Source organism: Rhizobium sp. ARZ01, from assembly GCF_014851675.1.
Lineage (GTDB): Bacteria > Pseudomonadota > Alphaproteobacteria > Rhizobiales > Rhizobiaceae > Mycoplana.
This window is the reverse complement of the sequence record NZ_JACVAE010000003.1, coordinates 503,114-519,848: the sequence shown is the minus strand read 5'-3', so window position 1 is coordinate 519,848 and position 16,735 is coordinate 503,114. Positions and strand designations below refer to the sequence as shown.

The window sequence follows — 16,735 nt, the reverse complement described above, 5'->3', positions numbered from 1 at the left end:
AACCGAGTCATCCGCCGGACACATCCCCGCCTGCGACAGGCGGTGGCGGGCGACGGATCAGCGGCACGGCATCAAGCACCATCGGATCCAGCCCTTCTCCCCCGCGATTTTCCACGAGTTCGAAGAACTGGCGGCGCATGCGCGGCTCCCAGAACTTATTGATATGTGTCGCAACATTCTTCGACCCATCCTCTCCCGGCTGGGAATGGAAGAAGGTAGCGATCTGATTGGCCATCCGGACCAGTTTTGTATCGTTCGACATGTTTTCCTACCTGTTGATGACCCGGCGTCCGGCTTCGTCTGAAGACGGGATAACGCGCTCGGCGCCTGTAAAGATTTCGAACTCGTCGCCTCGCACCAGCGCGATCAACGTCATGCCGGCCTCTTCGGCCGTGCGGATAGCAAGGGCTGTGGGTGCCGAGATCGCAATGATGAAGGGACTGCCGACGACGGCCGTCTTCTGCACCATTTCGACGGAGACCCGGCTGGTGACGACGACGGCCCCTGCGCTGCCGCGATAACCTGCGCGGGCAGCCGCACCGGCGAGCTTGTCGAGCGCATTGTGCCGGCCTACGTCCTCGCGCACGGCAATCAGTCCCGTTCCGGGAACGAAGAACGCGGCGCCATGGACGGCGTGCGTCTCCATGTGCAGAGGCTGCTGGCCGTTCAGGAGACGCACGGCCTCTGCGACCTCGCCTTCCGTCAACGTCAGCGCCGACGTCCGGACTGACGGTGTCACCCGCACCGCCTGCTCGATCGATTCGATGCCGCAGAGCCCGCAGCCGACAGGTCCCGCCATATGGCGACGGCGCGCAGTCAGCGCGGCGCTTTGGACATCGGCGAGGCGGATCTGCAGGTCGATGCCCTTCTCCTCGGCGACGACTTCGACCAGTTCGATCTCGTCGGCATCGGATATGATGCCCTCCGTCAGACTGAAGCCGACCGCGAAGTCCTCCAGGTCCGCTGGTGTCGCCATCATCACCGCATGGGTCGAACCATGATAGGTGAAGGCGATCGGCACCTCCTCCGGAACGATGCGCTCACCCTCGCCGAGCTGCCCGGTGCGCCGGGCCAGCTCGGGAACCCTGGTGGTCGTGTTGAAATGCGTCATCGGCACATTCCGACCTACTCCGCCGCCTCCAGCTTGCCAGTAATCCGGCGCGACTGGCGAGCCTGTTCGCCATACTCGACCTGCCATTCGGACGGACCGTTGGAAGGCGAGACCTGAACCGCCGTCACCTTGTATTCCGGGCAGTTCGTCGCCCAGTCGGAGAAGTCGGTGGTGATGACGTTCGCCTGCGTGTCGGGGTGGTGGAAGGTCGTATAGACCACGCCAGCGGCCACGCGATCGGTGATCAGCGCACGCAGCGTCGTCTCGCCCGAGCGGCTGGCCAGCCGCACCCAGTCGCCATCGCGGATGCCGCGGTTCTCGGCGTCGTGCGGATGGATCTCCAGCCGGTCCTCGTCATGCCAGACGACGTTGTCGGTACGCCGCGTCTGTGCGCCGACATTGTATTGGCTGAGAATGCGGCCGGTGGTGAGCAACAGCGGGAAGCGCGGCCCGGTCTTTTCGTCCGTCGCCACATATTCGGTGCGGATGAACTTACCCTTGCCGCGCACGAAGCCATTGACGTGCATGATCGGTGACCCTTCCGGGTTTTTCTCGTTGCACGGCCACTGCACGGAGCCCATCTTTTCGAGATAGTCGTAGGAGACGAGCGCGAAGCTCGGTGTCGTCGCGGCGATCTCGTCCATGATCTCGGACGGGTGCTTGTAGTTCCAGGCAAGGCCCATCGCCTGCGCGAGCCTCTGGGTGACTTCCCAGTCGGCATAGCCGTTGCGCGGGGTCATGACCCGGCGTACCCGGTTGATGCGGCGCTCGGCATTGGTGAAGGTGCCGTCCTTCTCAAGGAAGGTCGAGCCCGGCAGGAAGACGTGCGCGTAGTTTGCCGTTTCGTTCAGGAACAGGTCCTGCACGACGACGCATTCCATCGCGGCGAGACCGGCAGAGACGTGCTTGGTGTCCGGATCGGACTGCAGGATGTCTTCGCCCTGGATGTAGATGCCCTTGAACGTCCCCTCCACGGCCGCATCCAGCATGTTGGGAATACGCAGGCCCGGTTCGTCGTTGAGCTTGACGCCCCAGAGCTTCTCGAAAATCTCGCGCGTCGCATCATCGGAGATGTGGCGATAACCCGGCAGTTCGTGGGGGAACGAGCCCATGTCGCACGAGCCCTGCACGTTATTCTGGCCGCGCAGCGGGTTCACGCCGACACCCGGCCGGCCGATATTGCCGGTCGCCATGGCAAGATTGGCAATCGCCATGACAGCGGTCGAACCCTGGCTGTGCTCGGTAACACCGAGGCCGTAGTAGATCGAACCATTGCCGCCGGTGGCAAAGAGCCGAGCAGCACGGCGGATCATATCGGCCGGAACACCGGAGAGCTTCTCGACTTCCTCCGGGCTGTGGCGCGGTTCGGACACAAACGACGCCCAGTCCTCGAACTCCGACCAGTCGCAACGCTCGCGGATGAACTGCTCGGCAAAAAGACCTTCGGTGACGATGACGTGCGCAAGGGCGGTGACGACGGCGACGTTCGTGCCGGGCTTCAGCGGCAGATGGTAGCTCGCCTCAACATGCGGGCCCTTGACGAGGTCGATGCGGCGCGGATCGATGACGATCAGCTTGGCGCCCTGGCGCAGCCGCTTCTTCAGACGAGAGGCGAAAACGGGATGGCCGTCGGTCGGATTGGCGCCGATGACGATGACGACGTCGGTCTCCTCGACGGAATCGAAGTTCTGCGTGCCGGCGGACGTGCCGAAGGTCTGGCCGAGGCCGTAGCCGGTCGGCGAGTGGCAGACGCGGGCGCAGGTGTCGACGTTGTTGTTGCCGAAGCCGGCGCGCACCAGCTTCTGCACGAGATAAGTCTCCTCGTTCGTGCAGCGCGACGAGGTGATGCCGCCGACGGAATCGCGGCCGTACTGGTACTGGATTCGCCGGAACTCGCTCGCGACGTGCGCAAAGGCCTCTTCCCAGCTCACCTCGCGCCAGGGATCTGTGATCTTCTCGCGGACCATCGGATTGAGGATGCGGTCGCGGTGGGTCGAGTAACCGTAGGCGAAGCGGCCCTTCACGCAGGAGTGGCCGCGGTTCGCCTGGCCATCCTTCCACGGCACCATGCGCACGAGCTCTTCGTCGCGCATCTCCGCCTTGAACGAACAGCCGACGCCGCAATAGGCGCAGGTGGTGACGACCGAATGCTCGGGCATGCCCGTTTCGAGCACCGACTTCTCGCGCAGCGCATCGGTCGGGCATGCCTGCACGCAGGCGCCGCAGGACACGCATTCGGAATCGATGAACGCCTCGTGCATGCCGGCCGACATGCGGCTGTCAAAGCCGCGGCCCTCGATGGTGAGGGCAAAGGTGCCCTGCACCTCCTCGCAGGCGCGCACGCAGCGCGAGCAGACGATGCATTGGGCAGGGTCATAGGTGAAGTAGGGGTTCGACTCGTCGCGGACCATGTAATCGATGGTAAGCGAGCCGCCGCCGGGCGCGACGTGGTTGCGGCCTTCGACGCCGTAGCGGTTCTCGGTGAGACCGATCGAACTGGCAACCTGGTCGAACTCGCTGGCGCCGGTGCCGGCCTTCTCGTTCCAGGCGAGCGGATGGTCGGAGACGTAGAGCTCCATCACGCCGCGACGCACCTCCTTCAGCCGTGGTGTCTGGGTCGAGACGACCAGGCCCGGCGCCACCGGCGTCGTGCACGAGGCGGGCATGCCGGCGCGCCCCTCGATCTCCACCAGACAGATCCGGCAGGAGCCGAAGGCGTCGACCATGTCGGTGGCGCAGAGTTTCGGGATCTCGATGCCCGCCTCCATCGAGGCGCGCATGATCGAGGTGCCCTCCGGCACGGTAATCTCGCGACCGTCGATCGTTAGCGTCACCATCTTTTCCGACTTGGAGGCGGGGGTGCCGTAGTCGATTTCAGGAACGAGGGGCATGGAAACCTCCGGATCAAATTCTATGCGCCGCGGGGCTCCGGGCGACTTGGGTTTGTTTCTACGACTTGGTCTCGGCCAACGTGGCCGCGACGAGCGCATTGGCATGGCCATGGCCGAGACCGTGCGTCTCCTTCAGGAACGCCACGATCTGCATGTGCGCCTTGCCTTCCTGCGCGCGGATAATTGCTTTCCAGTGCTCGATCGGCTGGCCATACTTCTTCTCGATCGAGGGGAAGTAGGACGCGGGGCCCTTCACCTTTTCCGTGTCGCTCATTCCGCAGCCTCCACTCTTGGTGCCGGCGAGAAATCATCCGGGAAATGGGTCATGGCGCTCATCACCGGATAGGGCGTGAAGCCGCCGAGCGCACAGAGCGAACCGAACTTCATGGTGTTGCAGAGATCAGCGAGCAATTCGCGGTTCTTCTCAGGCTCGATGCCGCGGCCGATCTTGTCGGCCACCTCGACGCCACGGGTCGACCCGATCCGGCAAGGCGTGCACTTGCCGCAGCTTTCGATGGCGCAGAATTCCATGGCGAAACGGGCCTGGTGCAGCATGTCGACGGTGTCGTCGAAGACGACGATGCCCGCGTGACCGATCAACCCGTCCTTGGCTGCAAACGCCTCGTAGTCGAACGGCGTATCAAACAACTCGCGCGGGAAATAGGCGCCGAGCGGGCCGCCGACCTGCACGGCCTTCACCGGCCGCCCCGATGCCGTACCGTCGGCGATGTGATCGATGATCTCGCCGAGCGACAGGCCGAAGGCCGTCTCATAGAGACCGCCGTGCCTCACGTTACCGGCAATCTGGATCGGGATCGTGCCGCGCGACCGGCCCATGCCGAAATCGCGATAGAATTCGGCACCCTGGTCGAGGATGACCGGCACGGAGGCGAGCGAAATGACGTTGTTGATGACCGTCGGACAGTCGAACAGGCCCTTGTGCGCCGGAAGCGGCGGCTTGGCGCGGACGACGCCGCGCTTACCCTCGAGACTGTTAAGAAGCGCCGTCTCCTCGCCGCAGACATAGGCACCCGCGCCAACGCGCACTTCCATATCGAAGGCGCGGCCCGAGCCTAGCACGGAGGGGCCAAGGATCCCTGCCTGCAGCGCGATCTCGATCGCCTCGCTCATGATCGCAATGGCATGTGGGTATTCGGAGCGAGTGTAGATGAAACCCTTGGTGGCGCCGGTCGCAAGGCCCGCGATCGCCATGCCCTCGATGAGCACGAAGGGATCGCCCTCCATGATCATCCGGTCGGCGAAGGTACCGCTGTCGCCCTCGTCGGCGTTGCAGACGATGTACTTACGATCACCGGCAGCCTCGAGCACGGTCTTCCACTTGATGCCGGTCGGGAACCCGGCGCCGCCGCGACCGCGCAGGCCGCTGTCCGTCACTTCCGTGACGATATCGGCCGGCACCATCGCCACGGCCTTTTCCAGCCCCGTCAGGCCGCGGAAACGGCGATAATCGTCGAGCGAAAGCGGATCGGTAATGCCGCAGCGCGAGAACGTCAGGCGCGTCTGCTGCTTGAGGAAGGGAATGTCCTTCGTTCGCCCATGACAGAGCGGATGTGCGCCGCCGGAGAGGAAATCCGCGTTGAACAGAGAGGTCACGTCGGCGGCCTTCACCGGCCCGTAAGCGATGCGCTCGCCATCGACAACGACCTCCACCAGCGGCTCAAGCCAGTGCATGCCGCGCGAACCGTTGCGCACAATCGTGATGTCGACGCCGCGCACCGCGGCTTCCTTCTCGATCGCAGCGACGACCTTGTTCGCACCCAGCGCGAGCGCCGCCGTATCCCGGGGGACGTAAATCTTGACGGTCATCGGCGCGCCTCCTCTACCAGTTCGGCCGCAGCGGTGGCATCGAGCCGGCCATAGACGTCTCCGTCCAGCATGGCAGACGGCGCGCAGGAACAGAGGCCGAGACAGTAAACGGGCTCAAGCGTCACCGCGCCATCGAGCGTCGTCTGATGGAAATCGATGCCGAGCAGCGATTTGATCCGCTCTGCCACTGCTTCGCCGCCCATCGACTGGCAGGCTTCGGCACGACAGAGCTTCAGCACGTGCCGGCCCGCGGGATGATCGCGAAAATCATGATAGAAGGTGACGACGCCATGCACCTCGGCACGCGACAGGTTCAACTCGCGAGCGATGACCGGCAGGCTTTCCTGCGGCACATAGCCGAATTCAGCCTGGATCTCATGCAGGATTGGCAAAAGCGGCCCCTCGAGCCCCTTCATCGTGTCGACGATTGCCAGTGTTCTCGTCCCGACGTCGCCGGAAACGTGCAGATTCATGCGCAGACCTCCCGAACGGCAAAGGCCTGCCGCTTGCCAACGCAGCGGATTTTCGGGCCCAATGCCTTTTCAACCGAAGGCGAAGACCGGAACCCTGTCAGTCCTCGCCCCTTTGCCTGAAAGCTTCTCAGGGAAGGTTCAGAGGGTCAATAAGGCTATCCCGTCAATTGATAGTTTTTTTCTATTGGTCTAGGCCGCCTTCAGTTAGAATCCGTGCCTCGTGCAACAGGGCCGACACGAGTGGCGTGAATGGTTCACGATGCGTCGCAACCAGGCCAACGATATGGTGGGGCGCGGGCTCGACAATCGAAACTATACTGATTTCGTCATGAAAACCGAAAGAAAGCGCGACATTTCGGGGCATTATGCTGCACCAGCGCCCTGTTCGAACATGTGAGAACAGTACGATCGTCGAATTCGATTCGAGAGTTGGCCGCACCTTCACGCCAGCTTCGGCAAAATGGCGATTGATGATGCGCCGGTTTTGCATGTCCGAAGTCAATAGACAAAGACTAACATCGGCGACCTCCCTCCAGGTCACGCTTTCGCGATCGGCAAGCGGTCCGTTCCGGGCGGTAATCAGGTGGTAGTGTTCGGCGTGCAGCGGCACGCTGGTGACGCGTCCGAGCGGCTCATTTTCCAGGTAAGTAAGGCCGGCATCGATCTCGAGGTTTTCCAAGAGGCTCAGGATCTGCAGGGATGTTGTGGAGAGCACCGAGAAAGTGACATCCGGGTGCTTTTGCTGAAATGGTGCGGTGATGCGCGGCACCATAGCGAGCGTCGTCGGAATCGCGGCCAAACGGATATGGCCGGAAAGCCCCTTTCGCGCGGCTCGCATCTCCTCGCGCATCGTGCGTGCATCGCCGACGATGCGGCGCGCCCATTCCAGCACGCGCTGCCCCTCCGGTGTCAGTCCCTGGAACCGCGAGCCGCGATTGACCAGCACGACGCCGAGCTGGTCTTCCAGCTGGCGGATTGCCGCCGACAGCGTCGGCTGCGAAATGCCGAGTTCTTCGGCAGCCCGGGCGAAATGCCGCTCGCGGGCGAGTGCTATGAAGTATTCCAGCTTGTCGATCATCGAGGCCCAGGACCCTATTCTGCCAGCCTATTCATACAAAAGAACGGTGGCGCGACAAACCGGCGAAGCTTTATAAAAAGGGCGAGGATGAAGAGGGAAGAGGATCCGGCAATGACATTCAGAGCGCTCCTGGTGGACAAGGCCGGCGACGGTACGATTTCAGCATCCGTACAGGACCTGCCCGACGATCGACTGCCGGATGGCGACATGACTGTCGCCGTCGAGTATTCGACGCTGAACTACAAGGACGGGCTCTGCATCACCGGCAAGGGCGGGCTGGTACGCACTTTCCCGCATGTGCCGGGCGTCGATTTCGCCGGCACTGTGGAGGCATCGGCCGATCCGCGCTATCGCCCCGGCGACAAGGTGGTGCTGACCGGCTGGCGCGTGGGCGAAATCTGGTGGGGCGGCTATGCGACACGCGCGAAGGTCAAGGGCGACTGGCTCGTGCCGCTTCCGGACGCGCTCACCACCCGCGAGGCCATGGCCATCGGCACTGCCGGCCTCACCTCCATGCTTGCCGTGATGGCGCTTGAGAAAGCCGGGGTTACGCCACCCAAGGGTGAGATCCTTGTGACGGGGGCTGCCGGCGGCGTCGGTTCGGTTGCTGTGGCGATCCTTGCACGTATGGGCTTTCGCGTCGCAGCCGTCACCGGCCGACCGGAAGCGGCGGATTATCTGCGCGAACTCGGCGCCGAGACCATCATCGACCGCGCCGAACTGGCGGAAGCGTCCGCAAAGCCGTTGGAATCCGAGCGCTGGGCGGGCGCTGTCGATTCCGTCGGCGGCGACATGCTGATGCGGATACTCAAGCAGGTTAAGTATGACGGCGTCGTGGCCTCGATCGGACTTGCGGCAAGCGCAACCGTACCCTCGTTCTCCGTGATCCCCTTTATTCTGCGCGGCGTCAGCCTTCTTGGCATCGATTCGGTCATGCGCCCGCGCAACGAGCGCCTCGACGCCTGGAGCCGCATCGCCGCCGATCTGCCACACGACAAGCTGGACGATATGATAGCGGAATACGGGCTGTCAGACCTGCCCGCACTCGGCCCGGCCATCCTTGAAGGCAAGGTGCGGGGACGGACGGTAATCGATGTCCGCAAGTAAGCGGATCGTTCACACACCCTGCTCGCGCGCCATCAATGGCCGGCAGAAGACGTCATAGAGCGTCCCCATGATCGCGGACACATTCTCGTCGGCGAGGCTGTAGAACACCTGCCGCCCATCGCGACGGGTGACAACGATCTGATCCTGGCGAAGGCGGGCGAGTTGCTGCGAGACAACGGCCTGCGGCAGACGAAGGATCGTCTCGATCTCGCCGACCGTCTTTTCGCCTTCCGTCAGCAGGCACAGGATCAAGAGCCGCGTTTCGTGCGAGAGCGCTTTCAGGAAGCGGCTGGCCTTCTTCGCCTGATTGAAGAACAGATCGAAGCTAGCGCCAACATCCGCCTCCGGCTTCATGAACTGCTTCATTTCCCCTCCTCGTTCAATCGAAACACGGCGCCATGCGCGATCCGCACAACGTGATCTGGTGCACACGAAAAATGGCGCAAGGGGGGAGGACAAACCGGGAAGTTGTATTTTCGCGGCAGCGTTGCCGTTTGGCATCAGCAGATCAACTGACCGCCGTTCACCTCCAGCACCTGCCCGGTAATGTACCCCGAAAGCACGGCCGAAGCGAGAAACAGATAGGCCGGCGCGCAGTCCTGAGCCGTTCCGAGGCGCTGGAGAGGTATCGACTTGCGCGTTGCTTCCAGTTTCTCCGGCGTTGAGTACCGCGCGTGAAAGTCGGTCGTGATCGTCCCGGGCGACACACAGTTGACTCGGATGCCATCGGGTGCAAGCTCGCGTGCAAGCGCCTTGGAGTAGGTGGAAACGAACGCTTTCGTGGCCGAATAGATGGCCGAGCCAGGGCTGCCGCCCGTGAGCGCCGAGATCGAGACCGTGTTGACGATCGCAGCGCTCTCCGCACGGCGAAGGGCCGGCAACATCGCCCGCGTCATATCCACTACGGATGTCTGGTTCAGCCGCACGACGGTTTCATATTGCTCGTCGGTCAAGGTGTCGGCGGGAAACCGGCCCACCATGGTACCGGCATTGTTGATCAGCACGTCCACCTGCTCGAAAAGGTTGTCGGCATAGCGGGCGACATCGGCGACGCCATGTGCCATCAGGAAATCGGCATAGACAACATGCGCCCGCGCCTCCTCCAGCGCTTCTTCAAGAAAATCTGGGACGTCAGAAAGCGGCGCGCGACCGCCGTGCAGCAACACATGCGCCCCGCAATCGAGGAACTGTCGCGCAACCTCAAGGCCGATGCCCCGCCCGGCCCCGGTGACGACGACGTTGGCACCCTTGAACAAGGCCGGATGAAACATGGCGATCCCTCCCATCGGTGTGCGGCGCCGGACGCGACCACTGCCAGTATCACAAAAATTTCCGCGCTCACCAACTGCTGTGCGCCGGGAGAATTGCGGCGCTTTCGTTTTTGCATATGATGAACCAAAACGAAAGCACAGGAGGATTCGATGTATCTGACAGGTCGCCAGGCGGAAATCCTGGACCTCGCCAAGACGGAAGGCCGGGTGTTGGTGGAGGATCTCGCCGCCCGCTTCTCCGTCACCCCCCAGACCATTCGCAAGGACCTGAACGATCTGTGCGACAACAAGGCGTTGACCCGCATCCACGGCGGTGCGCTTTTCCCCAGCGGCAACGAGAACGTCAAATATGAAGCGCGCCGCTCGATTGCGGCACCGGAAAAGCAGGCGATCGGCAGGGCGGCCGCCGCCATGATCCCGGACAACTCCTCGCTGTTCATCAACATCGGCACGACGACCGAAGCGGTGAGCGAGGCCTTGCTGGACCACAAGGAACTGATGGTCATCACCAACAACATCAACGTCGCCAACAGGTTGCGCGGCTTCCCCTCGATCGAGATGGTGATCACCGGCGGCGTGGTGCGCGGCTCCGACGGCGGCATTGTCGGCGAAGCGGCGGTCGATTTCATCCGCCAGTTCAAGGTGGACTACGCGGTCATTGGCGTATCGGCCATTGACCACGACGGCGCGCTACTCGACTTCGACTATCGCGAAGTAAAGGTCGCCCAGGCCATCATGGCCAACGCCCGCCATGTCATTCTCGTCTCCGATTCCACGAAGTTCGAGCGAACCGCGCCGGTACGGATCGGCCACCTCTCGCAGGTTCACACCTTCATCACCGACAAGTGTCCGCTCGACAACATCCGAGACATCTGCCTGGCTCAAGATGTGCGCCTGGTAGAAACTTCCACAGGCGATGCCGACGGTTGAATGGGTTTTCTTTCCGCATTCGTTTGACATTCGAAAAATTTTCGTTTTAACTTCCCTCACTTTCGCAAATGCGCTTGATTGTGCATCGCGAAACGGGAGGGAAAGCGTTTGGCGGTCGAAAAGGTCAGCGACATATTTGTCATTGGCGGAGGCATTAATGGCTGCGGCATCGCCCGCGACGCCGCTGGCCGAGGCTACTCAGTCGTGCTGGCCGAGATGCAGGATCTCGCCTCCGGCACGTCGTCGGCCTCCACCAAACTCATCCACGGCGGCCTGCGCTATCTGGAACACTACGAGTTTCGCCTGGTGCGCGAAGCGCTGATGGAGCGCGAAGTGCTCTGGGCCATGGCGCCGCACGTCATCTGGCCGATGCGCTTCGTGCTGCCCTTCCAGAAGGGCGGTATCCGACCGGCTTGGCTGATCCGGCTCGGCCTCTTCCTCTACGATCATATTGGCGGGCGCAAACTTCTTCCGCCCACGCGCACCGTGGATATGCGCCGCGACCCCTCGGGAGAGCCGCTAAAGAAGCTCTTTGGCAAGGCCTTCGAATATTCTGACGGCTGGGTCGACGACGCGCGGCTGGTGGTGCTGAACGCCCGCGATGCCGCCGACCATGGTGCTGATATTCGCATCCGCACGCGGGTCGTCTCGGCCCGACGCGAAAACGGGCACTGGGACGTGGAAACCGAAAATGTCGCCTCCGGCGAGCGGGAAACTATAAGGGCGCGCATGCTCGTCAATGCCAGCGGTCCCTGGGTCGACACGGTGCTGGTCGGCGCGCTCGGCCAGAACGACGTGCACAATGTTCGCCTCGTGCAGGGCAGCCATATCGTCGTCCGCAGGAAATTCTCCGATCCGCGCGCCTACTTCTTCCAGAACCCCGACGGCCGCATCATCTTCGCCATTCCCTACCAGGACGAGTTCACGCTGATCGGCACCACCGACCGCGACTATCATGGCGACCCGCGCAACGTCCGCATCAGCGATGAAGAGGTGGACTATCTCTGCCGTTCGGCCAGCGAGTACTTCGCCGAGCCGGTCACACGGGAGGATATTGTCTGGACCTATTCCGGCGTGCGCCCGTTGTTCGACGACGGCGCAAGCAAGGCGCAGGAAGCCACGCGCGATTATGTGCTGAAGGTCGACGGTAACGGCAAGCAGGCGCCGCTGCTCAATGTGTTCGGCGGCAAGCTCACGACCTATCGCCGGCTAGCAGAAGCCGCGCTTGACAAGATCGGCGAGGCCATCGGCCAAAGGGGCGAGAAATGGACAGCCACATCGCGGCTGCCGGGCGGAGACTTCGGTGTTGAAGACTTTGGCGCGGAGGTGGCAAAGCTCTCCAGCCGATATCCTTTTCTCACGGCACAGCATGCGCGGCGCCTTGTGCGCCTCTATGGCACGCGCGCAACTGCAATGCTCGCAGGAGCGACGTCGATCGAAGACCTCGGCCACCATTTCGGCAGCGACCTTTATGAGCTTGAGGTTCGCTGGCTGATGAAGGAAGAATGGGCGCGGCACGCCGAGGATGTCCTATGGCGCCGCACCAAGCGAGGATTGCATCTTACCGCCGATGAAGCGGAAGCGCTCGAAAGCTATATGGCAGCGGCGGCAGAGGCTCCGCACTAGCGCGCGTTCCGATGGCGGGGGGAACATTGGAGACATGAATGCTTGAACTTAGAGACATCACGAAAGTCGTAGGCGGGGAGACACATATCCACCCCACCAACCTCGTGCTCGAGCGCGGTTCGCTGAACGTGCTGCTCGGCCCGACGCTGTCGGGCAAAACCTCGCTGATGCGCCTCATGGCCGGCCTGGACAAGCCCACCTTCGGCTCGGTCTGGTTCGACGGCAAAGATGTGACCGGCATGCGCGTGCAGGACCGCAGCGTCGCCATGGTCTACCAGCAGTTCATTAATTACCCCGCCATGACGGTCTACGAGAATATCGCCTCGCCGATGCGCATCAAGGGTGCTGACAGTGCCACGATCGACCGCGAGGTGCGCAAGGCGGCGGACTTGCTGAAGCTGACGCCTTATCTCGACCGCACGCCGCTGAACCTGTCCGGCGGCCAGCAGCAGCGCACGGCACTCGCCCGCGCGATCGTCAAGAATGCCAGCCTCGTCCTGCTCGACGAGCCCTTGGCCAACCTCGACTACAAGCTTCGCGAAGAACTGCGCGAGGAACTACCGAAGATCTTCGCTGCCTCCGGCGCGATTTTCGTCTACGCCACGACCGAGCCATCCGAAGCCCTGCTGCTGGGCGGGAACACTGCGACGATGGCCGAGGGACGCATCACTCAGTTCGCTCCGACCATCGACGTTTACCGCCGCCCCGTCGACCTGATAACCGCCGAGACCTTCGCCGATCCGCCGCTCAATACCTTCGCACTGACCAAGGCGAACGGCCATTTCGTGCTCGAAGGCGAGCCCGTTCTGTCCGTACCGGCGCATCTGGCCGGCATCCCGGACGGTCCCTGCACCGTGGCCTTCCAGCCCCATCACCTTGCCCTTGCACCGCAGACGCCGATCGCCGCGCCGGTTCCGGTCCGCACCGCGATCTCAGAGATCGCAGGCTCCGAGAGTTTCGTGCACGTCGAATTCGCCGACACGCGCTGGGTCATGCTCGCGCCCGGCATCCACGACATCGAACCCGATGCCCAGATCACCGTCTATGTCGATACGCGCCACCTGATGGCGTTCGCCCCGGACGGCAGAGCCATCGCCGGCCCGGCGGCGGCCTGAGGAGGAAGCCATGGCACGCATCAATCTCGAGCACATCCGCCATGCCTACGGCGAGAAGCCCAAGTCAGAAGCCGACTACGCGCTGAAGGAAGTCCATCATGAATGGAACGACGGCGGTGCCTATGCGCTGCTCGGCCCTTCGGGCTGCGGCAAGACCACGCTCCTGAATATCATCTCGGGCCTTCTCCAGCCTTCCGAAGGCAAGATCCTGTTCGACGGCCGGGATGTGACGAACCTGTCGACCCAGCAGCGCAACATCGCCCAGGTTTTCCAGTTCCCGGTCATCTACGACACGATGACGGTCTACGACAATCTCGCCTTTCCGCTACGCAATCGGCATGTTCCGGAAGCCGAAGTCGACCGGCGCGTGCGCGAGATCATCGACATGATCGGCCTTGGTGGCTGGGCCAAGAAGAAGGCACGCGGCTTGACCGCCGACCAGAAGCAGAAGATCTCGCTTGGCCGCGGCCTCGTGCGCAACGACGTCAACGCCATCCTGTTCGACGAGCCGCTGACCGTCATCGACCCACACATGAAGTGGGTACTGCGCTCGCAGTTGAAGAAGCTGCATCGCCAGTTCGGCTTCACCATGGTCTATGTCACCCACGACCAGACCGAAGCGCTGACCTTCGCCGACAAGGTCGTCGTCATGTATGACGGACAGATCGTCCAGATCGGCACGCCGGCCGAGCTCTTCGAGCGTCCGAGTCACACCTTCGTCGGCTACTTCATCGGCTCGCCGGGCATGAACGTGCTGCCGGCGGCGATCGAGGGCAGCAGCGTGACGCTCGGCACCGACACGATCGCGCTCGACTTTCAGCCCAAGGTGGCCACTGGTGCAAAGACCGAGCTCGGAATTCGCCCGGAATTCGTCCGCCTCGGCCGCGAAGGCATGCATGTCCGCGTCAACAAGGTGGAGGATATCGGCCGGCAAAAGATCGTCCGCGCCGAATTCGCCGGCAAGCCGATCTCGATCGTCGTGCCGGAGGACAGCGAGATCCCGGCAGAGCCGCGCATCACCTTCGATCCATCCGCCATCAACATCTACGCCGATTCCTGGCGCGTCGGCAGGGAGGCCTGATCCATGGAAAAGACCTGGAACAACAAGGCCTGGTTCATGGTGCTGCCGGTGCTTTTGCTGGTCGCCTTCTCGGCCGTCATCCCGCTGATGACGGTGGTGAACTACTCGGTTCAGGACACGTTCGGCAACAACCAGTTCTTCTGGGCCGGCACCGACTGGTTCGTCGAGATCCTCCACTCCGACCGCTTCTGGCAGGCGCTCGGCCGCAACCTGCTCTTCTCCGCCATCATCCTGTCGATTGAGATCCCACTCGGCATCCTGATCGCGCTGAACATGCCGAAGAAGGGCATCGGCGTACCGGTCTGCCTCGTGCTGATGGCGCTGCCGCTGCTGGTTCCGTGGAACGTGGTCGGCACGATCTGGCAGGTGTTCGGCCGCGTCGACATCGGCCTGCTCGGCTTCACGCTCTCAGCGCTTGGCCTTGACTACAACTACGTCAATGACGTGTTCGACGCCTGGGTGACGCTGGTCGTCATGGACGTCTGGCACTGGACCAGCCTCGTCGTGCTCCTCTGCTACGCCGGCCTCGTCTCCATTCCGGATGCCTACTATCAGGCCGCCAAGATCGACGGCGCCTCGCGCTGGGCCGTCTTCCGTTACATCCAACTCCCTAAGATGAAGCGCGTTCTTCTGATCGCCTTCCTGCTGCGCTTCATGGACAGTTTCATGATCTACACCGAACCTTTCGTCGTGACCGGCGGCGGTCCGGGCAACTCGACGACCTTCCTGTCGATCGACCTCGTCAAGATGGCGATCGGCCAGTTCGACCTAGGACCCGCAGCCGCGATGTCGCTCGTCTACTTCCTGATCATCCTTCTGCTGTCATGGATCTTCTACACGGTCATGACCAGCAGCGACGAGCAGGCGTGAGGGAGGGCAAAATGACTGCACGCGTTGATACACAAACTCCCGCACAGGCATCCACGCCGTCCAAGGCTGTCGCACACGGCAATGTCACTGCGGCCGCGCAGCCATCGCGCCGCAACCTGTCCTGGATCATCCCTACCCTCTACATCGTCTTCCTGATGCTGCCGATCTACTGGCTCGTCAATATGAGCTTCAAGACGAACACGGAGATCACCGGCACCTTCTCGCTCTGGCCGCAAGACCCGACACTCAGGAACTACATCGTCATCTTCACCGATCCGGCCTGGTACTCGGGCTACATCAATTCCATCACCTATGTGGTGATGAACACGGTGATCTCTGTCTCGGTGGCGTTGCCGGCGGCCTATGCCTTCTCGCGATACCGGTTCCTCGGCGACAAACACCTGTTCTTCTGGCTCTTGACGAACCGCATGGCCCCGCCAGCCGTATTTGCGCTACCCTTCTTCCAGCTTTATTCGGCCTTTGGCTTGATCGACACGCATATCGCCGTTGCCTTGGCGCATTGCCTGTTCAACGTGCCGCTCGCCGTCTGGATCCTGGAAGGTTTCATGTCGGGCGTGCCAAAGGAGATTGACGAGACGGCCTATATCGATGGCTACTCGTTCCCGAAATTCTTCGCCAAGATCTTCGTGCCGCTGATCGCGTCCGGCATCGGTGTCGCCGCCTTCTTCTGCTTCATGTTCTCCTGGGTCGAACTGTTGATCGCCCGCACGCTGACGACGACGGCCGCCAAGCCGATCGCCGCCACGATGACGCGCACGGTCTCGGCCTCCGGCATGGACTGGGGCGTGCTCGCAGCGGCCGGCGTCCTGACCATCATTCCGGGCGCGCTCGTGATCTATTTCGTCCGCAACTACATCGCCAAGGGCTTTGCCCTGGGGAGGGTCTGATGGCTGCCAACGCCAACCGCAACAACCGCTGGCCCATGGCACTCCTGGCCGTCCTTTTGATCTACGCGCTCGCGGCGGGCATGCTGTTCATGTCGCTGCCCGTGAAAGACGGGGCGCGCGACTGGTTCGCACCGCTGATCCCCGGCGGATGGATGGCCTGGACGTTTCCGACCGCAATGTTCTTCCTCAGCATCTTTGCCCTCCTGGCGCTGATGGCGGTCTGGGAATATGCACGCCCGGGCGGCAATCCGCGCGTCGGCATCCTGCGTTTCGAAACGACCCGCGGCGACCGTTTGTTCATCTCGCTGCTCGGTTCGGCATTTATCAATCTCGCATGGGTGGGGCTTGTCGGCCCCAACCTATGGTGGGCTCTTGTCCTCTGCGTGGTCTACGCCATCGGCGTATTCCGCTACGTATAGGGCAACAAGAACGAGGGGCCGGGACGCC

At 62.6% G+C, this 16,735-nt stretch carries 17 protein-coding genes; 8 read left to right on the top strand and 9 right to left on the bottom strand.

Annotated features, from left to right (window positions below):
- Window positions 1-7: 7 nt before the first annotated feature.
- The 7 genes from IB238_RS19755 to IB238_RS19725 all read right to left on the bottom strand — a co-directional run bounded on the left by IB238_RS19755 (window position 8) and on the right by IB238_RS19725 (window position 7,380).
- Complete coding sequence (locus tag IB238_RS19755) at window positions 8-262, bottom strand: formate dehydrogenase subunit delta (RefSeq protein ID WP_192250950.1); 255 nt, start codon at window positions 260-262, stop codon at window positions 8-10.
- A 6-nt stretch (window positions 263-268) separates the two neighbouring features.
- A complete protein-coding gene (gene fdhD, locus IB238_RS19750; protein WP_192250948.1) occupies window positions 269-1,111 on the bottom strand; it encodes a formate dehydrogenase accessory sulfurtransferase FdhD in 843 nt (280 codons plus the stop codon).
- A gap of 14 nt (window positions 1,112-1,125) precedes the next feature.
- Window positions 1,126-4,002: a formate dehydrogenase subunit alpha gene (gene fdhF / locus IB238_RS19745; RefSeq protein WP_192250944.1), complete on the bottom strand. Its 2,877-nt coding sequence runs from the start codon at window positions 4,000-4,002 to the stop codon at window positions 1,126-1,128.
- 58 nt (window positions 4,003-4,060) lie between these two features.
- Window positions 4,061-4,276 carry a DUF4287 domain-containing protein gene (locus tag IB238_RS19740; protein WP_192250941.1) on the bottom strand — a complete coding sequence of 72 codons (216 nt, stop codon included), beginning with the start codon at window positions 4,274-4,276 and terminating at the stop codon, window positions 4,061-4,063.
- A complete protein-coding gene (locus IB238_RS19735; protein WP_192250938.1) occupies window positions 4,273-5,829 on the bottom strand; it encodes an NADH-quinone oxidoreductase subunit NuoF in 1,557 nt (518 codons plus the stop codon). The genes IB238_RS19740 and IB238_RS19735 overlap by 4 nt, the downstream gene beginning before the upstream one ends.
- A complete protein-coding gene (locus IB238_RS19730; RefSeq protein WP_192250935.1) occupies window positions 5,826-6,302 on the bottom strand; it encodes a formate dehydrogenase subunit gamma in 477 nt (158 codons plus the stop codon). Before IB238_RS19730 ends, IB238_RS19735 begins: the two co-directional genes overlap by 4 nt.
- Before the next feature lie 181 nt (window positions 6,303-6,483).
- Entirely contained in the window at window positions 6,484-7,380 is an 897-nt protein-coding gene (locus IB238_RS19725) for a LysR family transcriptional regulator (RefSeq protein WP_192250932.1), read from the bottom strand.
- Window positions 7,381-7,491: 111 nt separating this feature from the next.
- Here IB238_RS19725 and IB238_RS19720 point away from each other — a divergent pair, with 111 nt between their 5' ends.
- Complete coding sequence (locus tag IB238_RS19720) at window positions 7,492-8,487, top strand: MDR family oxidoreductase (protein ID WP_192250929.1); 996 nt, start codon at window positions 7,492-7,494, stop codon at window positions 8,485-8,487.
- 9 nt (window positions 8,488-8,496) lie between these two features.
- On the opposite strand, the gene IB238_RS19715 is transcribed toward IB238_RS19720, so the two are convergent.
- A complete protein-coding gene (locus IB238_RS19715) occupies window positions 8,497-8,853 on the bottom strand; it encodes a metalloregulator ArsR/SmtB family transcription factor (RefSeq protein ID WP_192250926.1) in 357 nt (118 codons plus the stop codon).
- Between the two features lie 134 nt (window positions 8,854-8,987).
- Window positions 8,988-9,758, bottom strand: coding sequence for an SDR family oxidoreductase (locus IB238_RS19710; protein ID WP_192250923.1), 771 nt, complete (start codon window positions 9,756-9,758; stop codon window positions 8,988-8,990).
- Window positions 9,759-9,908: 150 nt separating this feature from the next.
- Here IB238_RS19710 and IB238_RS19705 point away from each other — a divergent pair, with 150 nt between their 5' ends.
- The 7 genes from IB238_RS19705 to IB238_RS19675 all read left to right on the top strand — a co-directional run bounded on the left by IB238_RS19705 (window position 9,909) and on the right by IB238_RS19675 (window position 16,707).
- Complete coding sequence (locus tag IB238_RS19705; RefSeq protein WP_192250920.1) at window positions 9,909-10,688, top strand: DeoR/GlpR family DNA-binding transcription regulator; 780 nt, start codon at window positions 9,909-9,911, stop codon at window positions 10,686-10,688.
- A 108-nt stretch (window positions 10,689-10,796) separates the two neighbouring features.
- On the top strand, window positions 10,797-12,314 hold the full coding sequence (gene glpD / locus IB238_RS19700; protein WP_192250918.1) for a glycerol-3-phosphate dehydrogenase: 1,518 nt from the start codon (window positions 10,797-10,799) through the stop codon (window positions 12,312-12,314).
- Window positions 12,315-12,352: 38 nt separating this feature from the next.
- Window positions 12,353-13,429 carry an ABC transporter ATP-binding protein gene (locus IB238_RS19695; RefSeq protein WP_192250915.1) on the top strand — a complete coding sequence of 359 codons (1,077 nt, stop codon included), beginning with the start codon at window positions 12,353-12,355 and terminating at the stop codon, window positions 13,427-13,429.
- Window positions 13,430-13,439: 10 nt separating this feature from the next.
- Window positions 13,440-14,510, top strand: coding sequence for an ABC transporter ATP-binding protein (locus IB238_RS19690; RefSeq protein ID WP_192250912.1), 1,071 nt, complete (start codon window positions 13,440-13,442; stop codon window positions 14,508-14,510).
- A 3-nt stretch (window positions 14,511-14,513) separates the two neighbouring features.
- A complete protein-coding gene (locus IB238_RS19685) occupies window positions 14,514-15,380 on the top strand; it encodes a sugar ABC transporter permease (protein ID WP_192250910.1) in 867 nt (288 codons plus the stop codon).
- Between the two features lie 11 nt (window positions 15,381-15,391).
- On the top strand, window positions 15,392-16,288 hold the full coding sequence (locus tag IB238_RS19680; RefSeq protein ID WP_246723726.1) for a carbohydrate ABC transporter permease: 897 nt from the start codon (window positions 15,392-15,394) through the stop codon (window positions 16,286-16,288).
- Complete coding sequence (locus IB238_RS19675) at window positions 16,288-16,707, top strand: DUF2160 domain-containing protein (RefSeq protein WP_192250907.1); 420 nt, start codon at window positions 16,288-16,290, stop codon at window positions 16,705-16,707. The genes IB238_RS19680 and IB238_RS19675 overlap by 1 nt, the downstream gene beginning before the upstream one ends.
- Window positions 16,708-16,735 lie beyond the last annotated feature (28 nt).

Excerpts from the sequence above, each read along its gene's own strand:
- IB238_RS19755 (WP_192250950.1), bottom strand. The coding sequence starts at position 262 with ATGTCGAACGATACAAAACTGGTCCGGATGGCCAATCAGATCGCTACC.
- fdhD (WP_192250948.1), bottom strand. The coding sequence starts at position 1,111 with ATGACGCATTTCAACACGACCACCAGGGTTCCCGAGCTGGCCCGGCGC.
- fdhF (WP_192250944.1), bottom strand. The coding sequence starts at position 4,002 with ATGCCCCTCGTTCCTGAAATCGACTACGGCACCCCCGCCTCCAAGTCG.
- IB238_RS19740 (WP_192250941.1), bottom strand. The coding sequence starts at position 4,276 with ATGAGCGACACGGAAAAGGTGAAGGGCCCCGCGTCCTACTTCCCCTCG.
- IB238_RS19735 (WP_192250938.1), bottom strand. The coding sequence starts at position 5,829 with ATGACCGTCAAGATTTACGTCCCCCGGGATACGGCGGCGCTCGCGCTG.
- IB238_RS19730 (WP_192250935.1), bottom strand. The coding sequence starts at position 6,302 with ATGAATCTGCACGTTTCCGGCGACGTCGGGACGAGAACACTGGCAATC.
- IB238_RS19725 (WP_192250932.1), bottom strand. The coding sequence starts at position 7,380 with ATGATCGACAAGCTGGAATACTTCATAGCACTCGCCCGCGAGCGGCAT.
- IB238_RS19720 (WP_192250929.1), top strand. The coding sequence starts at position 7,492 with ATGACATTCAGAGCGCTCCTGGTGGACAAGGCCGGCGACGGTACGATT.
- IB238_RS19715 (WP_192250926.1), bottom strand. The coding sequence starts at position 8,853 with ATGAAGCAGTTCATGAAGCCGGAGGCGGATGTTGGCGCTAGCTTCGAT.
- IB238_RS19710 (WP_192250923.1), bottom strand. The coding sequence starts at position 9,758 with ATGTTTCATCCGGCCTTGTTCAAGGGTGCCAACGTCGTCGTCACCGGG.
- IB238_RS19705 (WP_192250920.1), top strand. The coding sequence starts at position 9,909 with ATGTATCTGACAGGTCGCCAGGCGGAAATCCTGGACCTCGCCAAGACG.
- IB238_RS19695 (WP_192250915.1), top strand. The coding sequence starts at position 12,353 with ATGCTTGAACTTAGAGACATCACGAAAGTCGTAGGCGGGGAGACACAT.
- IB238_RS19690 (WP_192250912.1), top strand. The coding sequence starts at position 13,440 with ATGGCACGCATCAATCTCGAGCACATCCGCCATGCCTACGGCGAGAAG.
- IB238_RS19685 (WP_192250910.1), top strand. The coding sequence starts at position 14,514 with ATGGAAAAGACCTGGAACAACAAGGCCTGGTTCATGGTGCTGCCGGTG.
- IB238_RS19680 (WP_246723726.1), top strand. The coding sequence starts at position 15,392 with ATGACTGCACGCGTTGATACACAAACTCCCGCACAGGCATCCACGCCG.
- IB238_RS19675 (WP_192250907.1), top strand. The coding sequence starts at position 16,288 with ATGGCTGCCAACGCCAACCGCAACAACCGCTGGCCCATGGCACTCCTG.